A 23,649-nucleotide genomic window follows, 5' to 3' on the forward strand; every position below is an offset into this window, starting at 1 on the left:
CAATCAGAATGAAAGGTTGATACCAAACGAATACTGCCGCATATACGGATAGGTAAAACCACGTTGTCCCAAGTCATCCGTTACCGAACGTTCCGGATCGAGTCCTTTCGGCAAATGATCGAATGTATAAAGATTCTCACCGCTAAAGAAGACAGCCAGATTATTGACACCGATCTTAGTCATCCACTTGGACGGGAAATTATAAGATAAGGTGATGTTCCGGATACTCAGGTAGGAACCATCCTGCAGATAACGGGTCTGAATACGTGTATTGGCAGCAGTATTTCCGGCAGCTTTCTCATACAGACGGGGGAAATAGCTGTCTGTGCGCTCCGGCGTCCAGTAATTCAGTTGTGTGTCATATACCGTCGTCCATGCATCATAGTGAGGATAGAACAAGTCATTCATAATCCACAAATCACGTTTGCCTACTCCTTGCAACAGGAAAGATAAAGAGACCCCCTTCCAGTTTGCACCACCGTGGATGCCATACTGATAACGACGGGTACTATTACCGATGATCTTACGGTCGCCCGGATCTTTCGTGGTACTTGTGCCTCCGTTGATAATATCGTTGTCATCCAGGTCTTTATACAGGATATCACCCGGATTCGGATTATAGCCTTCCACTTTTGGAATGCCTGCTTTCAGCTTGCCATCGGCATCGAAATCATCAACAGTATACAGGCGGTCTGTAACATACCCCCAGATTTCACCCAGTTCCATACCTACACGGTAAGTATCTTTATCGTTCTTATCCTTGCCGAAGAGACCTGTCTCGTTATTATACTTGGTAATCTTGGTTTTAGCATCATAAAGGTTGAAGCCCAGATTGTATTTCACTTTTCCGATCTGATCATTCCAGTCTACAGTGATCTCCCATCCTTTGGAACGAAGATCGGCAGTATTCTGCAAAGGAGCACTTGCACCCAGCACAGCCGGTAATTCCGCTCCCGGAGCGAGCATACCTTTCGTATCACGACGATACCAGTCGAATACAAGATTCAGCCTGTTGTTCAATAAACCCAGATCAAAACCGACATCGACAGTCGTCACTTTCTCCCAGGTAAAACTGTTACTGACCAATGCGGCAGGTTTAAGGGTAGTTACCTTGATACCCGAAACGGTCCAGTAAGCCTGCTCGGCATCCATACCCGGAATATAAGCGTATGGAGTGATACTCTGATTGCCGATATTACCCCACGAAGCACGCAATTTTAAGTTAGACAATACGGATGTCAACGGTTTCATAAACGCTTCTTCGCTCACACGCCATCCGGCAGAGACAGAAGGAAAGAAACCGAAGCGACTGTCTTTCGGAAATTTGGAAGAGCCGTCATAGCGTCCGTTCGTTTCAATCAGATATTTGCCGGCAAAGGAGTAGTTGATACGATAGAATAATCCTCTTACTGTATAGCGTTCGAATTTATCTTTAGCGAAATAATCTCCTGTAGCCTGCGATATAGAAGGAAGGTCTTCGTTAATCATGTTCATACGCGACATTTCCGCATAGCGATAGTCACTGCTCTCCTGATTGAAACCTCCCATCACGGTGACTTCATGCTTGCCCCATGTGTTATTGTAGTTTCCGTAGAAGTTCAGGGCATTATAATCGGTAATGCCGTTGGAGTTTTCATACTTAGAGTTTGCCGTCGAAGTCTCTTTCACAAAGTTACCTCCGTGGGCATAATAGAACTTCTTTTCAAACTTGGTCTTTTCATTACTCAGATGGTTGTATGTATATTCACCCACCAGTTTGACGTTCTTCAAAGGAGTAATCGTCACCTTTCCGAAGATACGGATATTGTTTTTCTGGATAGTCGTCGGATAAGCAAGATTAATCAGATTCCGGGGAGTATTAATCGGTAGTTCTTCTCCGTCGATATTCATTGTTCCGGTAGGGAAATAAGACGGGAAGGCAACGGCTGCTCCCCAGATTCCATATCCTCCCGAAGTCTCCGGCAATTCTGATTTCGAGTTCGTGTATTTGATATCCAGTTCCGGAGTAATCCATGAGAATACGTCCGAACGGATATAAGAAGACACATTGTAACGTTTATACGCATCCTTGTCCGAGGCCAGCACTCCATTCTCATCGACCATACCGAAAGAGAAACGATAAGATATATCTTTCGTGCCGCCACCTACAGAAAGATTGTGCGTCTGCTGGAAACCGGTCTCCATCATATCATCAAACAGATTGGTTTCTGCCAGACTATAGCGCAATCCGTCCACCATTGCATACCCATCGGGATAAGCCGAAGGATTGGCATTGTATTCTTTCAATAAATCCAGCCACGTATCCACATTCTGTCCACTCTGATAGTTGATGGTTCCCATGTCTTTATAAGCCTGCACCGTCTGAAGCGGTGTTGCCTTACGAGGCATATTGGCAGGTCTGCTAAATGAGAAATTGTTAGAATAATTAATAGAAAGCCTGGTTGAATCCGATCCTTTCTTTGTCGTAATCAGAATGACGCCAAATGCGGCACGTGCCCCGTAGATAGCCGAAGAAGCAGCATCTTTCAAGACCGTTACTGATTCAATATCATTCGGATCGAGCATATTGATATCCATTTCTACGTTATCCACCAGAACCAACGGTTTGCCATTCTTATCCAGACTGTTGACACCACGGATATTGAAACTCATTTCCTCTCCTGGTCTACCGGAGTTACCCGTAATCTGCAAACCGGGCATCGCGCCTTTCAAGGCATCGCTGACCGACACTACCGGACGGTCTCCCAATACTTCATCCATCTTCACGCTGCTTACCGCACCAGTCAGATTCGCTTTCTTCTGTACACCGTAGCCTACTACCACCACTTCGTCAATCAGACGGCTGTCTTCTTTCAGAGCAATGTGCAAAGGAGTCTGATTTTTGACAACGACTTCCTGCGTAGCATATCCGATATAAGACACGGATAATCGTGCATTCGGAGTCACCGACAGAGAAAAGTTTCCATCCATATCCGTAATCGTACCTTCCGTAGAATTCAGCACTTTCACATTGGCACCAATCACTCCTTCACCCGAAGGATCGGTCACTTTGCCTTTCAGGACAAACGCTTTTCCCTGTTCCTTTTCAGGCACTGCGGCATGGAATATGACCACCCGGTTTCCGTTCACTTCATAACTGATCCCCGTACCGGTCAGCAGTTGGGCCATCACGTCATTAATTGTACCCTTGTCCACGTTCACAGAGACTTTCTTATTCAGGTCAATGTCGTTATTGCGAATCAGAAAAGAATAATTTCCTTGCTTCCTGACTACTTCAATGGCTTCTTTCAAAGTAACGTTATCTGCTTTGACACTGAACTTCTTGTTTTGTTCCTGCGCTGAAAGTTGAAAACCTGTCAGGACATTACTTAGGGACAAAAGCAGAAACATCAATAATGTTTTTCTTATTATCAATCTCATTTTTATCACTATTAAAGGTTAACATATAGTTATTTATCGTAGCTGCGGACTGCCGGTATATCTATCGGCTGTGTCCATTTTCTTTCTCCTTCCTTTTATCTTACCCCCTTTCTTTTATCGGTAATAAAGATGGTGTCACCACTGACTTTCCACGTGTATTGTTTCTCAACGTTGATTTCGTGTAATATATCATAAATATTCTGATTGCTGTCGAAAGAACCGGAGAAGTGTTCGGCCTTCAGACGTTCGCTTTCTATGCTGATCTTCACCTGGAATTTACGTTCCAGACGATGGGCAATATCAGCGAATGAAGCATTCTCGAAGGTCAACCCGCCATCCAGCCAATCGCAGGCTTTACTTGCATTGGTCTTCAGCTTTTCCATTCGTCCGGTGTTCTTGTTATACAGTGCCTGCTCATTCGGGAATAATTTCATCACAGAATTAGCAGACGCTGATAAATTCACCCTGCCTTCCAGCAGAGACACCATCACATAATTATCGTCATCATAAGCACGGACATTGAATACCGTGCCGACTACCTGCACCTGCACATCGTTCGTCTTCACGAAGAAGGGAACCTCTGCATTTTTCGCAACTTTAAAGTATCCTTCGCCATCCAACGTCACATTACGTTCGCGGATACCAAACCCACGGTGATAGCGCAATACAGAACCTGCATTCAGAGAAACCTCCGTCCCGTCAGGAAGAACGATATTCGTTCTTGATCCGGCAGGAACCTTGATTTCGTAAGGAGAATCGGCGTTGGTATATACTTCCGTCAGATTTTCCGTATACGTATACCAGAAATAGTTGCAGCCGATCAGCAGAATAACGGCGGCAGCCACTTTCAGCCAGACAGGTATCAGTTTCCGGACAGGCTTCGAAGAGGCAGGAGCAGTCATTCTCTCCTTTATCCGCACTAAATTGGAGTTTTCTATTTCTGCAAACGACGGTACGGAAGAAAGTGCCCATACGGCAGACATTTCCCGGAAAGTCCGGGCAGCTGCTTCATTGGAAGCCAGAAAGGCAAGCAACGTTTCTTTTTCTTCATCGGTACTATTGCCCGACAAATAATTACTAATCTGTAATTCCAGTTCTTCTTTATCGTAATATTCTATCATAAACCGTTCTTTTTCTATGGTGTATATAACTAGATACGCAATAAAAAAAGAAACGTTTAAAAGAAAACCGATTTTTTTTAAAGAAACATCAAAATAGCTATCATATAGGGAGTACCAAGGGATTCGCGCAATTTAGTCAGCGCAATTTTCATCTGCACCCTGACGGTGGCGACATTAATATTCTGCTCTTCCGCAATTTCGCTGTACGATTTGCCTTCATACAGGCTCGCCTTAAAAACAGCACGGCATTTGGCAGGGAGTTCCTCTACTTTCCGCAGAATGATCTCGTTCATTTCACTGCTTTCCAATGCCTGCAATGGATTGTCGGAAGAAAGAATATGATTTTCTAGAAAAGCCCATATTTCCTCCATCTGTTCGGTCATTATGCGCTCATTAAAAGCGGAAGACCGCAAATAACTGATACTTGCATTCTGTATAGCCCGACGAAGATACGGAAGGGCAGGATAAGTGATATGGTGGCGATTCTGCCAGAAAGAGACGAAGACATCATTGACTATTTCACCGGCGACTCTCTTGTCATGTACATAGTAAACAGCTATCGCACACAGGTATAAATAGTACGTATGATAAATTTTATCAAATGCTTTGGTGCTACCGTGATTCAGTTGTTCGATTAGTTTTTCAGAGACTTCTGGTAAATTCATTCGTTCTTTTTCTTTAAGGGACGGGTGCAAATATAGCGATTAATTCAGAAACTCAAAATTCCGGTTATTAAAACCGGAACTTTGAATCGTGAATTATAACCCCATCGGTATCTTCAACAGATACCATACGATAAACAGCAATGTCCATGCTGCCAGAATGCACAAGGAGTACCTCCATGTATATTTCAGCAACGATCCGTATGTGATCTGTTTGTCATATTGCCGCATATACGTCAACACCAGCGGCATATAGAATAAGAAAGGAGTAATGGCATTCGTCGAACTGTCTCCGATACGAAAAGCACACTGCGTGACGTCCGGCGAAATCCCCATCTGCGCAAACATCGGGATGAAGATGAAAGACATAAACGCCCATTTGGAAGTGGCGGATACCATAATCAGATTGATAAATGCCGTAAACAGGATAAACAAGATGAGTGCGGACAAAGGAGCCGGCTCAAAAGAAGAAAGCAGGTCCGCTCCCATAATCGCAAGACACTTGTCCAGATGAGAATACTCGAAACAGGCAAACATCTGGGCAGCAAAGAAAGCAATAACGAAATACACACCCAGCAGTTTGATCGGCTGGGTAAGTCCTTCAATCACATCATTATCGCTGCGATAACGACCGGAACTGAACCCATAAGCCATCCCCGTAAAGCCTGCGCCCAAAGATAGCAGAAACAGGATACCGGCAATGAAGGGCGAGTGCATCAAACCTCCGTTAACGCCACGCAGGATACCATAGGAAGAGAAAGTAAGCCACAAAATAAGGGCAACGTATATCCCTGCCACTGTGACAGCCACCATCAACGCACGACGTTCTTTCCGTGACAAAGGGCGGTAGGCTTCGACTTTCACACTTCCCTCATATTTTCCTAAGTTCGGGAGAAGCCATTTCTGAGTCACCCAATAAACGATCCCTGTAATCACCACTGTCGAAGCGCTCATAAAGAAGTAGTTGCACAGCGGCTCCGTGTTTCCCTGATATCCCATCAGTGTGAGCGCGGCTTCCTGAGTGGTATGCGCCAAGAGCGGGTCCATCGTACTCAGTACGATATTGGCACTATATCCGCAGGCCACGGAAACGTAAGCCGTCACAATCCCCGCTATCGGATGAAGTCCCACCCACTGAAACAGCATGGCGGCAATGGGAAGCAGAATAATATAACCGCCGTCCCCAATGACGTTCGACAGCAATCCGAGGACAATCACCCACAGGATAACTTTTCTTTTCTCTTTCCGGTTTCCCACTCCCAGACGGATGCACGCATCGATAAATCCGGAATGTTGGGCCACCCCCAGTCCGAACATGGCGATAATCACCATGCCCAGCGGAGCAAAACCGGTAAAGTTCTTGATAGCATTCCGCAACCACCAGCGGATTCCCTCAGGACTCAGCAGGCTTTGCACCCGAATATCCTCCCCTGATTGCGGCAGCGTTACTTTCAGTCCGTAGATATCACATATCCACGAAAGAAAGACCACCGCCATTGTCAGCAGCAGAAACATCGTAGCGGGATGCGGCATACGCCATTTACTCTTCATCAGCTTCCAGATTATCCAGATCGATAATGCGTAATTCCAATGCACGGACAGCCAGACGGGTCGCGTTCACTCCCACCCGTTCTCCATTCGGGAAGAGACGTCCGATCAGGTCATTCTGTCGTTTCTCCAGTGATTTCACGCCGAATGGCATTCCTTTCAGATTGGCAATCATATCTTTGGTGTAGCCTAATGCCAGATGGCGAAGAAAACGCTCGTCATATTCATCAATATCATAGTTGATTACCGCTTCCTGACGCTTGGCATCATTCGCTACCGACTTCTTGAAACGGTCTACGATCTTCTCCAGAATCGGATAGTTGAATACCAGCTTCTTGCCGTCCATCACAGCTTGTACATCTGTCTTGGTCAGTAATTCTCCTGTTTTAAGAATAATGCCGTCCGCTCCTGCATTCAGCACATCCACCCACAGTTTTTCATTCAGTATTTCCCCCGTAAAGATCAATACACGAACCCCCTTGTAACGTTTGAAAATATTCCGGCAGATATCAACGCCAATCGTCGTAGAACCTCCCAGTCCCAAATCCAGCAAAACCAGATCGGGAAGCTGTGCCTCCATCAGCGGCCAGAACTCGCTTTCTGTCATTGCCGTGCCGATCACTTCTGCGTTGGGTATCTCATGACGGAAAATTTCTTCTGTGCCTTTCAATTCCAGTTTTACGTCCTCTACAATAATAACTTTAAACTTCTGTTCTTCCATTTTATTTATCTAATAACTTTTATGTGTCTTCTTTCTTATCTGCGCGGGATGGTGAAGTAAACCGTAAATCCCCCCCCTTCTGCCGGTTCGGCATTGATACGGCATCCTCTGCGCCCCGCAAATTCATCATGGTCACGAATAATCTGCTTGCATATCAGATATTCCGTTCCCCTCAACTCCCCTTTTTCGCCGGAAGTCATACGAGCCAGGTTCGGATAGAACAACTGGTTCAGCTCCGTCACACTCTTCTCGCGTCTGGTATCCGTAAAAAGGAAACGGATATATTCGTTATCCTTACGAGCCTGCAAGCGTATCACTCCTTCTTCACGAACCGCCAATGCTTCATCAATCAGATTCTCAAACAGGAAACGCAACTGATTCACGTCACCGATCACTTTGGCGTCCATCGGTTCTATGATTAGTTCTACCTTTTCCGTCCGATTTTTCGTGACCTTCCTGAAGTATTTTCCAGCAGCATCAAAAAGCTCCTGTACCGGAATCGTATTCCGGCGGAAAGTAACCTCCTCCAGCTGTCGAGCAGCGCATGAACTCAGAATCGTAAAGATCCCTTTATAATATTCTATCAGTTCTGTAATCGTTTCCACAGCTTCCCGTTCATCCTTTTCCGGAAGGTTCTGCGTATTCAACCGACCAATAATCTGTTTAATCTTGTTTGGATAATAAATTGTCTCATGTTTAATCGTCGAAAGGCAGTTATCAAGCACCATGTTCTGCACATGAAGCATACTGTCTTCCCACGAAGCACGGCGTGTTTCCTCGTGTGCCGACTCGATATCCCGGTATTGCGTAGCAAGCTTTACCACTGCATTGAACACCACAATCGATACATAACGTGCTACCAGCTCAAAAAGAAGATGATCCGTTTCCTGTTGCGTTCCTTCCCTCCGTTCCAGATAAAGCACACCTACACATTGATGCTCACCTCCGGCTTCCACCATCAACGGAATCGCCTGCAAATTCTGTTCTGAGAGATATTCCCCTGTTTCAAAACATTGCTGCACCATTTCCGGCATTTCCTGTCCGGGACAGGAAGCATATTCCAGCCGATGCGTGGTTTCGTTATAAACTGCAATGCCCATCAGGCTGATTGTCAGCAACTCATTTACTGAGCCAAAAGCCTCATTCACGATGCGCTGCGGAATCTCTTTAAGTGTATTTTCCTCTCTCTGAAGCGCTTCCTCGTTCTCCTGAGTCTGAGGTCTGACCAAAGAGGCGGCAAAAACTTTCTGATTTATCTCAAGCACCTGTTCCAGGTTCAGACGGTTCTGCAACATCTTCCTCATATACAAGAGATAATAGCCGATCAGAGAAACGATCAGCAAGACGAAACAGAGGATGATACCAACCGTCTTATTCGTGTTGGATCGTTCCAACTGCCTGCAATACCCTTCCAAAGTCTGGTCTTCTCCCTGTACCTTATATAAATCTGTAAAAGCAGAATTATTATAACTGTAGGCATCAATTTGTTTCAAAGCAAGGAATGCTACCGCCGCTTCATTTCTGATATCCAAAATCACATGATAGTCTGAATCAAAAAGTTCATTCCACCAAAACAGTTCGGCAGGGGTTCCTTTTCCCACCAGTTTCATGTATCGATGCGGCTTCGGGGTACGCGTATATTTCTTATAATGCTCATTCAGCGACATCATTGCCGAATCTATATACTGCAATGCTATTTCGTAGTTCTCATCCACATTGGCAAAATAAGCGGCATTGGCATAATCAGAGGCTGCATCAAGCAGATCTTCATAAGTAGAATCTGTAGTAATCGCAATGGAGTCACTATCCTGCAATATCGACGGAAGGGGTTCATGCAGACAAGAAGCCATTCCCAACGGAAGCAACAGGCAGAGCAACACGCCAATCACTTTACGTACTCCTGAAGGCAAGCGGAAATAAAAACGGCTTCCCTTTCCCGGTTCGCTTTCTATATCGAATACGCATACTCGGAACAGTTCATTCGTTTTCTTATATTTCTCTATGATTCCCTTGCAGTTCATCAAGCCAAAACCGCTTCCCTTATTCTCTTTCAGTTCTTCCGGATCTGCCGCGTCTTTCATGCCGATAGCACGCGAATCATATACCTTTTCACCAATGATATGCGCGATATCTTCTGCTGAAAGTCCTCTCCCATTATCTTCTACGGAGATTTCCACATACGCATCGGTAGCATGCGCATATACTTTAACCGTTCCCCCCTCAGGCGTATACTTACGGGCATTTTCAGCCAGTGTATTAATCATAAACAAGGTCAATGCACGATCGGCCTTTACCATCAGGGTGGTCGGTTCGATTTCCAGCTTTTGCTTTTTCATTTCAAAAGCACGCCGTCCTTTTCCCAGCAAATCAAACAATTCATTCAGACTGAATGTCTCGATGTTCAGACTAAGCGTACCTTGCTTCATCTTGATCCAAAGTGCCAGAATATCATTATATTCGTTGATGGTAGTCACCAGTTCATCAATGTACTGGTACTTCTCTTTCTTTATCTTGGTGTCATCAATATATCCTTTTTCCGTCAACTTATGTACTTCGTTCAGAATCCGGTCGATATAAGGATTAATCCCGTTGACGATGGCCATACAAGCCTTCTTTATCAGATTCTGACATTTGTTTCCTGCAATATGCTGCTCGTAGATATACCGCTGTTTCTCCAGCTGATTTCGCTCGTCGCTCAACGTAGCCACCATTTGTTCATTTTCAGCAGCCCATACGATATAAGGTTCCACTACATGCACCAATGCCTTCTCGTCCCGGTTCAGTCGATGGGAAGAAGGTACCAGTGCAGCTTTTCCTTCTTCCGGAATTTCCAGCGTCAGACGTCCTTTCCCGAACAACTGGTCAATGCCTTGCTGAATCAGAGGTACGTTCATCGGTATGGAAGAAGTGATATCCCGACAAAGAGAGAGAATCCGTTGCAGACGCTCCACATCCACCTGATTCCTGATTTTGGAACGTTTGTTGAAGAACCACCAAAGGATAATCACCAGTACCAAGCCGACAATAACCAGAAAAAGAACGACCGTCATCTGTCGCGAACCTGCTTCCAAAGACAAATAACGGCTTTCCAACTCCTTATCCTGACGGGTAAAGTTCAAAATATCCAGATAGATATTCCGGTTATAATCAGAAGCATCCTTCATCCCCAGCCCGGCATATGAAACGCTTAACTGCTCCCTTATCCGTGAGATCCATTCGGGAACGGTCTTCACCTTCTCCTGTCCAATCCATGGAACTCCGGTATAAGTAGTATCTCCCTCGGCAAACGTATATAATTTATCAAGCGTATCCACTTCATTATGATAATAAAGCATGTGATGATGGTTTACGCAGTTCAATGCTTTTGATAATGTATCCAAAGCTTCCTGATAACGTCCATGCGCATTCAGGTATTTGCCGATAGATACATAAGCTCCGGCAATCTGATACAAGTCATTATATTCGCGAAATTTCTCCAGTGCCAGTTGGGCCAAACGCAAAGGGAACAAAGAATCTACCGGAAAATCAAACTGATCCAACGCATGTGTACGCCTTGTCTTGAAAAACTCAAAATTAGACGGGGATGCCATCAGATTGGCAAGTCCCTGCATTCCATTCCCCTCAAAATACGGATGCTTGCTCTTCACGGCTGTCCGCCAAGTGAAATAAAGTTCGTCAAACTCGCGGAGTTTCCGTTCTTCCGGAGTATTCGCTGCGACCAAAGAAGCCGATCCTTTGAGATAATGATAATAAAGAAGCTGATTGGTATCGCTCAACGCTTCGTCTTCCTGAATATTATCGATAGAGGTTATCGCTTCCTGCCGTTGCTGGAGATAGTAATAGTAAATGGAGGAAACGAGAAAAAATTCGGTAAATGCGTAATCCAGCCGAAGCGCTTCGTGACGGTCGGCAAAGAGGTCGCTCTCTTCACGGATACGCTTCATCCGTCGGAGGGCACTGTTCCGGTAATCATAAAATTCTTTGTTGAGCGCTGTCCGCTGGCAGATTTTCATCAGTCCGATGTCTGCAATCAACAGCTCAAGCTCATTTTTAGTCAGTTTGTATACCTCTTTATGATACGCCTCGGCACGGTCGAAATCCATATTCATGAAAGCACAGAACCCCAGATTATTGGAAGCTTCCGCTTTCCCCGACTTATACAGGTTTACTTGCCGATATGCTTTATAGGCGTATTTGTAGGAAGAGTCCAGATTACGGTAACGATAAGCATACGCTTTTCCATTCAGCGAGTCGATAAGCCTCACTTCTTTTGTGGGCACCATGTCGGTACACGAAAAAAGGGAGGAAAGCAACAATACTCCTATTATATATAATGGAGAATGGAAAATGGAAAATGGAGAATAAAAAGACAGGCGATAACTATCTTTCATTCTTCGCTCTTCATTTTCTGTTTTTCGTCCATAATTCTTCATTCTTCATTCTCAGTTCTTCGTTCTTACTTGCAAATCTACAAATATTTCCGATAAGTTGGAGAGAAAATTATTTTTTCTACAATAAGTCTTTCTAAATAATAAGAGAAATTCCTACCTTTGCAGGCAAATTAACAAATAGGTAACATCTATTACAAAATGAGCGAAAAAGCACCCTTTATGGTATTCTCGGGAACTAACTCGAGATATCTTGCAGAGAAAATCTGCGCAAGTCTCAATTGTCCTCTGGGAAACATGAACATCACCCACTTTGCAGATGGTGAGTTTGCCGTTTCTTACGAAGAATCAATTCGTGGCGCACATGTATTCCTTGTGCAGTCTACTTTCCCTAACTCAGACAACTTAATGGAACTTCTCCTGATGATCGACGCCGCCAAACGTGCATCTGCAAAGAGCGTCGTAGCTGTTATCCCCTATTTCGGATGGGCACGTCAGGACAGAAAAGACAAACCTCGTGTATCTATCGGAGCTAAATTGGTAGCCGACCTGCTTTCAGTAGCAGGTATCGACCGACTGATTACCATGGATTTGCATGCAGACCAGATTCAGGGATTCTTCAATATCCCCGTAGATCACCTGTATGCATCAGCCGTATTCCTCCCCTATATCCAGTCATTGAAACTGGAAGACCTGGTGATTGCTACACCGGACGTAGGTGGTTCAAAACGCGCCAGCACTTTCTCCAAATACCTTGGTGTACCTTTGGTACTCTGCAACAAGTCACGTGAAAAAGCCAATGAAGTAGCTTCCATGCAAATCATCGGTGATGTGAAAGACAAAAACGTAGTATTGATCGATGACATCGTAGATACAGCAGGCACCATCACCAAAGCTGCCAATATCATGATGGAAGCCGGAGCCAAATCCGTACGCGCTATTGCCAGCCACTGTGTAATGTCTGACCCTGCTTCTTTCCGTGTGCAGGAATCCGGATTGACTGAAATGGTATTTACAGACAGTATCCCTTACGCTAAGAAATGCGCGAAAGTGAAACAACTGAGCATCGCTGATATGTTTGCAGAAACAATCAAGCGGGTAATGAATAACGAGTCCATCAGTTCACAATATATCATCTAAATGAAGAATGATGAGTAAAGGATAAGATAAAGAAAGCCGGCTAAACTTGAATTTAGCCGGCTTTCTTATTTATCTATAATTCTTTCTTTTAAAGAAGTCTTCCCATTTTATAGGTTCCTTTTTTGATCACCTTTCCGTCTTTATCTGTTTCCACAAAAGGGCCATCTTTCTTTCCTTGTTTGAAGAAGCCTTCGAAGCGGTTACCGTCTTTGTCGATCTGAACGCCTTGTCCGTCTTCCAGTCCGTCTACGAAACCACCTTTATATTGCATACCGGCAACGGTTTTCAGAGAGCCCTGACCGTGAGGACGATTATTCTTCCAGTCTCCTTCGTAAACATCCCCGTTACTCCATTTATAGATACCTTTGCCTTCGCGTTTATTGTTTTTCCAGTCACCTTCATACACAGCACCGTTTGCCCACGTGAAGGTACCTTTTCCATCCTGCATACCGTCTTTGAAGTTTCCTACATATTTATCTCCATTGGCATGATAGTAAACGCCTTCTCCGGTACGTTCTCCCAAAAGATAAGAACCTTCGTAGCGATCTCCCGTATGGAAAAAATAAGTACCTTTTCCGTGCTGGATGTCATCTGCCCAGTCACCATCGTACTTATCTCCGTTAGTATATTCGAATACGCCTTTTCCATGACGTACATCATCTTTCCAGTCACCGTCGTACTTGCAGCCGTCGTCCCAGTTCATGGTGCCTTTGCCGTTCTTCTTGTCATTCTTCCAGTGACCGCTGTATTTAGCACCATTCGCCCACGTATAAGTACCTTCGCCTTCACGCTTGTCGTTCGCCCAGTTGCCCACGTATAAGTCGCCATTATGATAATACATCGTTCCGGCACCATGCTGATAATCCTGGAACCACATTCCGTCATAACGGTTATTATTCATAAAATAATAGATTCCTTTTCCGTGTTGCTGATCCTGGAACCACTGACCTTCGTACTTCTCTCCATCCGGAAAAGAATAGATTCCGTAGCCTTCACGTTTTCCTTTGATATATTCCCCTTCGTAGACATCCCCATTTTTAAAGACCGTTTTCCCTTTTCCGTTCGGTTTGCGTCCTTTCATCTCTCCTGTATAGACGCTACCATCTTTGAAAGTATAATTTCCGATTTTTATTTCTGTAGAGAATGTGTCTTTCAACTTTCCGAAGAACCCACCTTTGCTGGTATTGTTATCTTGTGCCATCACTCCTCCCTGTGCAAGAAGAGTCAAAAAAAGTGTAGTATATAGATATTTCCTCATTAGTTTTACTCGTTACTCATTAAAATTACAGTTTGGACAAAGATACAACTTCTCTCCCAAAAAGTGCCATACCGGAAAGCAAATTATGACAACTTTTTACCAGCAATGACCTCTTTTAATGTCTCTTTGCACAAATAGCGCTGTGCCAATTCCTGTATTTCCTGAGGTGTCACCTCATTTACAGCCTGCAAAGAACGGGAGAAATACTGGTCATCCAGCCCCGAAGTAGCAATAAAAATCCACGCATCCGCCAGCGAAAAAGGCGATTCGTAGCTCCGGCACATTTCGCCCAGCATATAGTTGCGCACCATCGTCAGTTCTTCCATAGGAACAGGCTCCCGGTGTAGTTTGTCTATCTCATTATATACTTCCTGTATCAGCGGTTCCACGTATTCATTATCCGTTTCGGTCGAGATTCCCTGCAAACCGCTATCCGGATAGAACATAATTCCGGCAGAAATCCCATAAGTATATCCTTTCTCTTCACGGATATTAGACATCAGACGGCTGCCAAAGTATCCTCCGAACAGCGTCATCAGTACGCGTAATTTCAGATAGTCAGGATTCTGACGGGTAATGGTGGTACATCCCATCTTCACCGCACTTTGCAAAGCGTCTTCACGCTCTATGAATATTCGTTTTTCGGGAACGGCAACGAATGAAAATATCGGTTTTGATGCTTTCAGCTGATATTGTCCGAAAGGAGTCCCGAAAGCACCGGTCACCCGGCGGATGATATCTTCCGTCACCTTACCCGACAGGAAAATGGAACAGTTGCCCGAATGATAATGCCGTCCGTAGAAGTCACGGAGTACTTCCGGTGTAATGGCATGATAATCCTCCTCCACTACAATTTGCCCGCATGGATGCTGTGTCCCGTAAAGCGCCTGTAACAGGCCACGGTGTGCAAGGAAGTCTACTTTAGAAGTATTGACCAGATATTGCTGGATATTCGTATCCAGGATGGTATGCAGTTCTTTCTCCGGAAACACAGGTTCCTTAATCATGGATTCCACGACTTCCAGCGTTTTTGCCAGATACTTGTTCAACGAGTAGACAGTGATATAAGCATACTCCGACGAACTGGACAGTTCGAGCCATGAACCATAATAATCCAGTTTCTCTGCAATGGTTGCCGCCGTATACTTCTGCGTGCCTTCGCGTAGCATCCGGTTTGTAAACAGCGCCTGCAACTTCTGCGACTGTTGCCAGCGCCCTCCGGCAAAAAGAATATCCATACGGACCACCTCCTGTTCACCGGCATTGACAACCGTCAACGGGACACCGTTCGGCAAAGTAGTCCGGACGGGAGAAAGGATATGGAAATTTTTCAGGGCTTGTATTTCAGGTTGTATCGTACGATCCATAAATCAGCTTCTGTTCTTCAAAAATTCTTCTGCATGTTTCAGATCCTGCGGTGTGTCGATACCGATCGTTTCCACGTCACTGATGCCTACCTTTATTTTATATCCATTCTCCAGCCAGCGCAACTGTTCGAGTGATTCTGCCAACTCCAGAGAGGATTGCGGTAGAGCGGTGATCTCCTTCAATACTTCCGTGCGATAAGCGTACAGACCGATATGTTTGTAATAGGTATGTCCCTTCAGCCAGTCTTCCTTATCGGCATTGCGCTGAAAAGGTATGATGGAACGGCTGAAATAAAGTGCGTTCCAATTCTTGTTGAGCACCACTTTCGGGGAGTTGACATTCTCCAGTACGGCAAACGGTTCATCGGCTGTGAAAGGCTTCACCAACGTAGCAATCTGCGTGGTAGGGTCTTCGAAACAAGCCTTTACAGCATTCAGCTGGGAAGGCTGGATGAAAGGTTCGTCCCCCTGTATATTGACTACCACATCAAAGTCGCCCCCGATCTTTGTGCACGCCTCATAGCAGCGGTCGGTACCACTTTTATGATCAATGGAAGTCATGACTACTTTTCCTCCGAATGCTTTTACGGCAGCTTCAATACGTTCGTCATCGGTAGCCACATAAGCATCATCCAAGATGCCCGCTACTTGTTCGTATACACGCTGTATCACCGTCTTCCCCCCCAGCATAGCCAATGGTTTCGCAGGGAAACGGGTGGATGCGTAGCGGGCAGGTATTATTCCCAGAAATTTCATATCTGATTGTATTTTAATTCTTCTAATCCTTTCACAACATACTCTCTTTTCAGGTCTTCCGGCTTCAACACCCGGTCATCGAAAGAGAGCAAATCAATATCCAGACTGACTTTTTCTTCCTTCTTATCCTCCGGACGACGCCCGGCGGACTGCTCGATAGCTTTCAGCTCCTTGCGCACTCTTTCCTCCTCCGCTTCCGAGAAGAACATCGCCACCTGATTGGAGAACAATGCCGGACTTCTGAAAAACAAAGGGCGTGTCTCCTGTTCAGACGTAAAGCGGATGGTAGGAAACAAATCCACCAGTCTCCTGCGAGCCAGAAGAAGATTCTCTTTCCGGTTGTAGTTACTTCCGATACAAATGATACATTTATGCACGATGAGAGGTTTAATTAAACAAATCGTCCAGTCCCGTTTCTTCGAAGACTTCTCCGTCCGGTGTTTCCGAACCGGCACAAGGGTCAAAACCTTCGGGCAGTTTAAACGTTTCCGTCTGGCTGTATCCCAAAGTCGGGTCATCGTAGACTTTCTTCATATAAGTTGCCCAGATAGGCAATGCGGCGGCAGCCCCTTGTCCATAAGTCATTGTACCAAAGTGGATGTCACGTTCATCACCTCCTACCCAGCAACCGGACACCAATGATGGAGTAAAGCCCATAAACCAGCTATCCGAGTTATCATTGGTCGTACCTGTTTTACCGCCCATATCGGCCGTAATTCCGTAACGGCGAACACGTCCGCCTGTTCCTTCATTGATAACGGAACGAAGCATTACCAACATCTTGTATGCGCTCGAAACACTGATAACTTCTTCCATCTGCGGTGCAAACGTAGAAAGCACATTGCCGTCACTATCTTCAATGCGGGTGACGAATAACGGAGCTACCCGAATCCCCTTATTGGCAAAAGCTGTATATGCGCTTACCATTTCACCGACAGAAATTTCGCAGGGACCCAGACAAAGTGAAACAACAGGGTCGATCGCCTTGTTTCGTACACCAAAACTATGAATCAGCCTTACAAGGTTATAAGGATTCAGTTTACCCATCAGGTAAGCCGAAATCCAGTTATCCGAATTGGCCAGTCCCCATTTCAGAGTCACCATTTCACCATAACGTTTATTATTGGCGTTTCGGGGAGTCCATGCCTCTCCTGTTTCGGTAATCAGCGTTTGTTCTACATGACGCACCTGATCACAAGGTGAAAATCCGTTCTCCATCGCCAGTGTATACAGATACGGCTTGATAGTAGAACCTACCTGACGGCGTCCCACCATTGCCATGTCATATTGGAAATATGTATAATTCGGTCCTCCAACATACGCCTTCACATATCCGGTCATCGGGTCCATCGACATGAATCCTGTACGCAGGAAGTGTTTGTAATAGCGAATAGAGTCCATCGGAGTCATAATCGTATCCTTCTCACCTGCCCAAGTGAAAACAGACATTTCCTGAGGAGTATCGAATGCTTTGCGAATCTCCTGTTCAGAAGCACCCGCCGACTTCATTACATTATAACGTTCGGTTTGTTTCATGGCTCTGGTCAGCAATTCTTCCACCCGCGCCTGCGGCAATGCCCTTGCATACGGAGCGTTCTTACTTCCTTGTTTTTCTTTAAAGAACAGAGGTTGCAAGAAGTCGCCTAAATGTTCTTTGATAGCATCCTCAGCGTATTGCTGCATATGCGAATTGATGGTGGTATAAATCTTCAGGCCATCCGTATAGATATTATAATTCGATCCGTCTTTCTTTTTATTTTTGGCGCACCAGCCGTACAACGGATTTGTTTCCCATGAAAGTGAATCTTCATAATACTTCTGCATCTGCCAGCCGCGGTACTCGCTCTTAACCGGTTTCTTGGCGGTCATCACACCACGAAGATATTCGCGGAAATAGGTTGCCAGACCTTCTTTGTGGTCTACACGGGTATATGCCAGTTTCAGCGGAAGTGCCTGCAGAGAATCACACTCCGCATCCGAGATGTAGCCGGCTTTTTCCATCTGACGCAGTACGACATTACGACGTCCCAGCGCATTCTCACGGATTTTCGGATTTCTGGATACCGGATTATAACGGGACGGATTCTGACACATTCCCACCAGCATCGCTGCCTGCTCTATTTTCAAATCTTTGGGTTCACAGCCGAAATAAGTAGATGCGGCTGTCTTTATACCTACAGCATTATTCAGGAAGTCGAACTTATTAAGATACATTGTCAGAATCTCTTCTTTCGTATAGTAACGTTCCAGTTTTACGGCAATCACCCATTCGATCGGTTTCTGCAACAGACGCTGCATAGTATTGCTTGCCACCTTTTCCGTAAACAACTGTTTTGCCAGCTGTTGTGAGATCGTACTACCTCCACCCGCACTTTTCTGCAACAATAATCCACGCTTGACGATAGCACGAAAAAGTGCCTTCGCATCAATACCGGAATGTTCGGCAAAGCGAACATCCTCCGTCGCAATCAGCGCATGAATGATATTGGGAGAAAGATCGGCATAGCTGCTGTACACACGATTGTTTTTTTCCATCGAGAATGTACCCAGTACTTTCCCGTCTTCCGAGAAAACCTCGGTAGCAAATTTATAATTGGGGTTTTCCAGTTCTTCCACAGGAGGCATATAGCCAATCCAGCCTTTAGAGATAGACACAAAAACTACTACGATAGCTATTAAAGCAACTGCCAACAATACCCAAAGAACGTTTATTATTTTTCGAATCATGTTTCTTCTAGCTTAAAAAAGATGCTTATAATTAAGCCGCAAAGGTAGATAAAATATAGCATACAGCAAACGAGTTTTTGATTTATTTGATATTTTAAAACCAACCGAAAAACGAATAAAAAGAGAAAAAAAGTTTGTATTTTACATTTTCTTCGTACCTTTACACTCCGGTAAAACAAGTTCTATCCACATAAAAGATAACAAAATGGAAAACAGAAGTTTAGTAACCATTGCCGAACATTCTAAAGAAAAAATCCTCTACATGCTCGAAATGGCGAAGCAGTTTGAAATGAACCCCAACCGCCGGTTATTGCAAGGTAAGGTAGTAGCAACCCTGTTCTTTGAACCTTCCACCCGTACCCGTCTGAGTTTCGAAACAGCAGCCAATCGCCTCGGCGCACGCGTCATCGGATTTACTGATCCGAAAGCAACCAGCTCCTCAAAAGGAGAAACACTCAAAGACACGATCATGATGGTTAGCAGCTATGCGGATATCATCGTCATGCGACACTATCTCGAAGGAGCTGCCCGATATGCCAGCGAAGTAGCCCCTGTGCCCATCGTCAATGCAGGAGACGGAGCCAACCAGCACCCGTCACAAACGATGCTCGACCTCTACTCCATCTACAAAACTCAGGGAACACTGGAAAATCTGAACATCTTTCTGGTGGGAGACTTGAAATACGGCCGCACCGTCCACTCACTACTGATGGCTATGCGCCACTTCAATCCTACATTCCACTTCATCGCCCCCGATGAACTGAAAATGCCGGAAGAATATAAGCTATACTGCAAAGAGCATCAGATCAAATACATTGAACATACCGAATTTACCGAAGAAATTATCGCTGATGCCGACATCCTGTATATGACCCGTGTGCAACGTGAACGCTTCACCGACCTGATGGAATACGAACGAGTGAAAAATGTATATATCCTGCGCAACAAGATGCTGGAAAACACCCGTCCGAATCTCCGCATCCTGCACCCGCTGCCCCGTGTCAACGAGATTGCTTACGACGTGGACAACAACCCGAAAGCATATTATTTCCAACAGGCGCAAAACGGTCTGTATGCCCGTGAAGCCATCCTTTGCGACGTGTTAGGTATCACATTAGAGGACGTTAAAAACGATATTTTATTATGAGCGAAAATAAACAAGCATTGCAAGTAGCTGCCCTGAAAAACGGGACAGTGATTGACCATATCCCATCAGAAAAACTCTTTACTGTCGTACAACTTCTGGGCGTGGAGCAAATGAAGTGTAACATCACCATCGGCTTCAACCTCGACAGCAAAAAGCTAGGGAAAAAAGGCATTATCAAAATCGCCGACAAGTTTTTCTGCGACGAAGAAATCAACCGCATATCGGTAGTAGCACCTTACGTAAAACTGAACATTATCCGCGACTATGAAGTCGTTGAAAAGAAAGAAGTCAGAATGCCGGACGAGCTGCACGGCATCGTAAAATGCGCCAATCCGAAATGTATCACGAACAATGAACCTATGCCTACGTTATTTCATGTGATTGACAAGGATAATTGCATCGTGAAGTGCCATTATTGCGAGAAAGAACAGAAACGCGAGGAAATCACCATCCTCTAGTTTCTCCATTCCTCATTCTTAATTTTTTATTAAATTGAAACAAGACTGGAAACCGGGAACGATGATCTATCCGCTGCCTGCCATATTGGTGAGTTGCGGAAAAGATGAAAGTGAATATAATATTATAACAGTAGCATGGACGGGTACGATTTGTACAAACCCGCCCATGTGCTATATATCCGTACGACCGGAACGACACTCCTACGACATCATCAAGAAGAATATGGAGTTCGTCATCAATCTGACAACTAAAGACATGGCGTTCCCTACCGACTGGTGCGGAGTACGTTCGGGACGGAATTATCGTAAATTCGAAGAGATGAAACTCACTCCGGGACGCTGCACCGTAGTCAGCGCACCGCTGATCGAAGAGTCTCCCCTCTGCATCGAATGTCGCGTGAAGGAAATTGTTTCGCTCGGTTCGCATGATATGTTTATCGCCGATGTGGTAAACGTCCGTGCAGACGACCGGAACCTGAATCCCGAAACCGGCAAGTTCGAACTGGCGGAAGCGAACCCGCTGGTATATGTGCACGGAGGATATTACGACCTGGGAGAAAAAATAGGGAAATTCGGCTGGAGTGTAGAAAAGAAGAAATAAAGAAAAAAGTACTGCCATGAATATACTGCGCAACATAATTCTTTTCGGTTGGATGGCGATAGCTTGCACAGCTTTCGCCCAAGATCGTAACGCAGATAAAGTGGAACGTCCCAACACAAAGAAAATCAACTTTGGTATCAAAGCCGGATTTAATTCTTCCATGTTTATGGTATCCGAATTGAAAATCAAAGACGTAACGATCGACGAAGTACAAAATAATTATAAGATCGGCTATTTTGGCGCGATCTTCATGCGCTTTAATATAAAGAAGCATTTCATTCAGCCGGAAGCATCCTATAATGTCAGCAAAGGCGAGATCACCTTTGACAAACTCGGTTCGCAACACCCTGCCATCGAACCCGATTATGCTTCGGTACAGTCCGTACTTCACAGTATCGACTTCCCTATTCTCTACGGATATAACGTAGTGAAAAAAGGACCATACGGAATGTCTATCTTTGCCGGTCCAAAACTCCGGTATCTATGGGGAAAGCAGAACGAAATCACTTTCACAAACTTCGACCAGAAAGGGATTCATGAAAAGCTGTATCCGCTCAATGTCAGCGTCGTGATCGGTGTCGGCGTCAATATCTCCCGCATCTTTTTCGACTTCCGCTACGAACAGGGGATAGGAAATATCTCCAAATCCATCGTTTATGACAATATCAATTCAGACGGCAGCACGGGAGTCAGCCCTATCATTTTCCGCCGCCGCGACAGCGCATTAAGTTTCTCGTTCGGATTCATTCTTTAAAGAACATCCGACAGCCGGCTGATGAACTTTTGATAGTCGGCAACCGGCAAAAACAGACACCTCCTATTCATTCCGTACGATAAATTATCCATTATCTATTAATTTCCTCCATTTACTAACATTTTTCTTATAGTTCCTTCGTTCTTTATTTATTTTCACTAACTTTGTGCGCTTAAAATAGGTATCTCGAATTAAAAATTTAATATTACTTATAAAAAGAATGAAAAGAGACGACTTAATTTTCGACATCATCGAAAAAGAGCACCAACGTCAGCTGAAAGGTATCGAGCTGATTGCATCTGAAAACTTTGTAAGTGACCAGGTAATGCAGGCAATGGGTTCTTGCCTGACTAACAAGTACGCAGAAGGTTATCCGGGCAAACGTTACTACGGAGGTTGTGAAGTAGTTGACCAAAGCGAACAAATCGCTATCGACCGCCTGAAAGAAATCTTCGGTGCCGAATGGGCAAACGTACAACCGCATTCAGGAGCACAAGCCAATGCAGCCGTATTTCTGGCTGTTTTGAATCCAGGCGACAAGTTTATGGGATTAAACCTCGCACACGGCGGACACCTTTCTCACGGTTCATTAGTAAACACTTCCGGCATTATCTACACTCCTTGCGAATACAATCTGAATCAGGAAACCGGCCGTGTAGACTACGACCAGATGGAAGAAGTTGCTTTGCGCGAAAAGCCGAAAATGATTATCGGCGGCGGCTCTGCTTATTCCCGCGAATGGGACTACAAACGTATGCGTGAAATCGCAGATAAAGTAGGCGCTATCCTGATGATCGACATGGCTCACCCTGCGGGTCTGATCGCTGCCGGACTGTTGGAGAACCCGGTTAAATATGCACACATCGTCACTTCGACTACACATAAAACACTTCGCGGACCTCGTGGTGGGGTCATCATGATGGGAAAAGATTTCCCTAATCCTTGGGGAAAGAAAACTCCGAAGGGTGAAATCAAAATGATGTCTCAATTACTGGATTCAGCTGTATTCCCAGGTGTACAGGGCGGACCGTTGGAACACGTAATCGCTGCCAAAGCCGTAGCTTTCGGCGAAATCCTGCAACCGGAATACAAGGAATATGCAAAACAGGTTCAGAAGAATGCTGCCGTACTGGCACAGGCCTTGATAGACCGTGGTTTTACAATCGTTTCCGGTGGTACGGACAATCACTCCATGCTGGTTGACCTGCGTAGCAAATACCCTGATCTGACAGGTAAGGTAGCAGAAAAAGCATTAGTTTCTGCTGACATTACCGTGAATAAGAACATGGTTCCGTTTGACAGCCGTTCTGCTTTCCAAACTTCCGGTATCCGTCTGGGTACTCCTGCCATCACAACCCGTGGTGCAAAAGAAGACCTGATGATCGAAATTGCCGAAATGATCGAAACAGTTCTGTCTAACGTGGAAAATGAAGAGGTGATCGCACAAGTACGTGCACGTGTCAATGAGACAATGAAGAAATATCCTCTTTTTGCTGATTAAGATTTCTTTCTTTGAGTAACCAAATGCCGGTAATGTGAATTAGCAGCATTTGTGTTCAACATTTCATAAAGAATTTCTTT

Annotated in this window: 17 protein-coding genes; 6 read left to right on the forward strand and 11 right to left on the reverse strand. The window is 45.0% G+C overall.

Going from position 1 to position 23,649, the window contains the following annotated elements; translation table 11 throughout:
• Positions 1–3: 3 nt before the first annotated feature.
• The 6 genes from KTR07_RS06795 to KTR07_RS06820 all read right to left on the reverse strand — a co-directional run bounded on the left by KTR07_RS06795 (position 4) and on the right by KTR07_RS06820 (position 11,755).
• Positions 4–3,390, reverse strand: coding sequence for a TonB-dependent receptor (locus KTR07_RS06795; RefSeq protein WP_055229710.1), 3,387 nt, complete (start codon positions 3,388–3,390; stop codon positions 4–6).
• 125 nt (positions 3,391–3,515) lie between these two features.
• Positions 3,516–4,541 carry a FecR domain-containing protein gene (locus KTR07_RS06800; protein ID WP_008761426.1) on the reverse strand — a complete coding sequence of 342 codons (1,026 nt, stop codon included), beginning with the start codon at positions 4,539–4,541 and terminating at the stop codon, positions 3,516–3,518.
• 77 nt (positions 4,542–4,618) lie between these two features.
• Positions 4,619–5,206, reverse strand: a complete 588-nt coding sequence (locus tag KTR07_RS06805) for an RNA polymerase sigma-70 factor (RefSeq protein WP_008761425.1) — start codon at positions 5,204–5,206, stop codon at positions 4,619–4,621.
• Between the two features lie 93 nt (positions 5,207–5,299).
• Positions 5,300–6,754 (reverse strand): AbgT family transporter, encoded by a 1,455-nt coding sequence (locus KTR07_RS06810; RefSeq protein ID WP_008765615.1) that lies wholly within the window; start codon positions 6,752–6,754, stop codon positions 5,300–5,302.
• Positions 6,744–7,472, reverse strand: coding sequence for a DUF5932 domain-containing protein (locus KTR07_RS06815; RefSeq protein WP_008761423.1), 729 nt, complete (start codon positions 7,470–7,472; stop codon positions 6,744–6,746). Before KTR07_RS06815 ends, KTR07_RS06810 begins: the two co-directional genes overlap by 11 nt.
• Before the next feature lie 35 nt (positions 7,473–7,507).
• Positions 7,508–11,755 (reverse strand): DUF5113 domain-containing protein, encoded by a 4,248-nt coding sequence (locus tag KTR07_RS06820; protein ID WP_055229713.1) that lies wholly within the window; start codon positions 11,753–11,755, stop codon positions 7,508–7,510.
• A gap of 306 nt (positions 11,756–12,061) precedes the next feature.
• On the opposite strand from KTR07_RS06820, the gene KTR07_RS06825 reads away from it, so the two are divergent.
• A complete protein-coding gene (locus tag KTR07_RS06825; protein ID WP_008761422.1) occupies positions 12,062–13,000 on the forward strand; it encodes a ribose-phosphate pyrophosphokinase in 939 nt (312 codons plus the stop codon).
• 88 nt (positions 13,001–13,088) lie between these two features.
• Here the strand turns inward: KTR07_RS06825 and KTR07_RS06830 are convergent, their stop codons facing one another.
• The 5 genes from KTR07_RS06830 to KTR07_RS06850 all read right to left on the reverse strand — a co-directional run bounded on the left by KTR07_RS06830 (position 13,089) and on the right by KTR07_RS06850 (position 19,108).
• Positions 13,089–14,258: a phosphatidylinositol-4-phosphate 5-kinase gene (locus tag KTR07_RS06830; protein ID WP_008765612.1), complete on the reverse strand. Its 1,170-nt coding sequence runs from the start codon at positions 14,256–14,258 to the stop codon at positions 13,089–13,091.
• Positions 14,259–14,341: 83 nt separating this feature from the next.
• Positions 14,342–15,625 carry a pitrilysin family protein gene (locus KTR07_RS06835; RefSeq protein ID WP_008765611.1) on the reverse strand — a complete coding sequence of 428 codons (1,284 nt, stop codon included), beginning with the start codon at positions 15,623–15,625 and terminating at the stop codon, positions 14,342–14,344.
• A 3-nt stretch (positions 15,626–15,628) separates the two neighbouring features.
• Positions 15,629–16,381, reverse strand: coding sequence for a 3-deoxy-manno-octulosonate cytidylyltransferase (kdsB, locus tag KTR07_RS06840; RefSeq protein WP_008761419.1), 753 nt, complete (start codon positions 16,379–16,381; stop codon positions 15,629–15,631).
• On the reverse strand, positions 16,378–16,758 hold the full coding sequence (locus KTR07_RS06845) for a 2-amino-4-hydroxy-6-hydroxymethyldihydropteridine diphosphokinase (protein ID WP_008761418.1): 381 nt from the start codon (positions 16,756–16,758) through the stop codon (positions 16,378–16,380). Before KTR07_RS06845 ends, kdsB begins: the two co-directional genes overlap by 4 nt.
• Positions 16,759–16,768: 10 nt before the next feature.
• Entirely contained in the window at positions 16,769–19,108 is a 2,340-nt protein-coding gene (locus KTR07_RS06850) for a transglycosylase domain-containing protein (protein WP_008765610.1), read from the reverse strand.
• A gap of 205 nt (positions 19,109–19,313) precedes the next feature.
• Between KTR07_RS06850 and pyrB the strand changes: the two genes are divergently transcribed.
• The 5 genes from pyrB (at position 19,314) to glyA (ending at position 23,569) form a co-directional block, all read left to right on the forward strand.
• Positions 19,314–20,255, forward strand: a complete 942-nt coding sequence (pyrB, locus tag KTR07_RS06855) for an aspartate carbamoyltransferase (protein WP_008761416.1) — start codon at positions 19,314–19,316, stop codon at positions 20,253–20,255.
• Positions 20,252–20,713 (forward strand): aspartate carbamoyltransferase regulatory subunit, encoded by a 462-nt coding sequence (gene pyrI / locus KTR07_RS06860; RefSeq protein WP_008761415.1) that lies wholly within the window; start codon positions 20,252–20,254, stop codon positions 20,711–20,713. The genes pyrB and pyrI overlap by 4 nt, the downstream gene beginning before the upstream one ends.
• A 34-nt stretch (positions 20,714–20,747) precedes the next feature.
• Entirely contained in the window at positions 20,748–21,314 is a 567-nt protein-coding gene (locus KTR07_RS06865) for a flavin reductase family protein (RefSeq protein WP_032840898.1), read from the forward strand.
• Positions 21,315–21,330: 16 nt separating this feature from the next.
• Positions 21,331–22,068, forward strand: a complete 738-nt coding sequence (locus KTR07_RS06870) for a porin family protein (protein WP_008761413.1) — start codon at positions 21,331–21,333, stop codon at positions 22,066–22,068.
• Between the two features lie 220 nt (positions 22,069–22,288).
• The gene (gene glyA / locus KTR07_RS06875; RefSeq protein ID WP_008761412.1) at positions 22,289–23,569 is read left to right on the forward strand and encodes a serine hydroxymethyltransferase; all 1,281 of its coding nucleotides are present in this window, start codon (positions 22,289–22,291) and stop codon (positions 23,567–23,569) included.
• The last annotated feature ends 80 nt before the right edge of the window (positions 23,570–23,649 follow it).

It is taken from the genome of Bacteroides sp. MSK.20.82, from assembly GCF_019052485.1.
GTDB classification, from domain to species: domain Bacteria; phylum Bacteroidota; class Bacteroidia; order Bacteroidales; family Bacteroidaceae; genus Bacteroides; species Bacteroides thetaiotaomicron.